Origin of the sequence: Yunchengibacter salinarum, from assembly GCF_037658235.1 — a bacterium.
Taxonomy (GTDB): Bacteria; Pseudomonadota; Alphaproteobacteria; order Sphingomonadales; family Kordiimonadaceae; genus Yunchengibacter; species Yunchengibacter salinarum.
Genome location: NZ_JBBJLN010000035.1, coordinates 1 through 509 on the forward strand (window position 1 = coordinate 1; position 509 = coordinate 509).

Annotated in this window: 1 protein-coding gene; it reads right to left on the reverse strand. The window is 61.7% G+C overall.

Translation table 11 applies throughout. The annotated features are described in order from the left end of the window. A partial coding sequence (locus WGH93_RS13210) for an IS256 family transposase (protein WP_374765341.1) occupies positions 1-509 on the reverse strand: 509 nt, incomplete at both ends.

The window sequence follows — 509 nt, forward strand, 5'->3', positions numbered from 1 at the left end:
CCCTGTTCAAACTTTCAATGGCGTTCGTCGTGTAGATGATCTTGCGGATCGCCGGATCGAAGGCAAAGAACGGGATCACCTCCTGCCATGCCCGCCGCCAGGCCGGGGCAATCGAGGCGTATTTCCCGGCCCATTTTTCCTCGAAGGCGTCTAATTCCGTGGCAGCCTGCTCGGCAGTCGGGGCGCCGTAAATCAGGCGCAGATCGGCGGCCACAGCCTTGCGATCCTTCCAGGCACAGAAGTTCAGGGAATGGCGCACCAGGTGCACGATGCAGGTCTGGACCATGGTGTCCGGGAAGGCCGCCGTGATCGCATCGGGGAAGCCCTTCAGCCCATCCACGACGGCGATCAGGATATCCTGGACGCCGCGGTTTTTCAGCTCGTTCATCACCGAGAGCCAGAACTTGGCGCCCTCGTTCTCGGCAATCCATAGGCCCAGAACCTCGCGCACGCCATCACGGGTGACGCCGAGGGCCACGTAAACGGCCTTGTTCTTCACCATCCGGCTG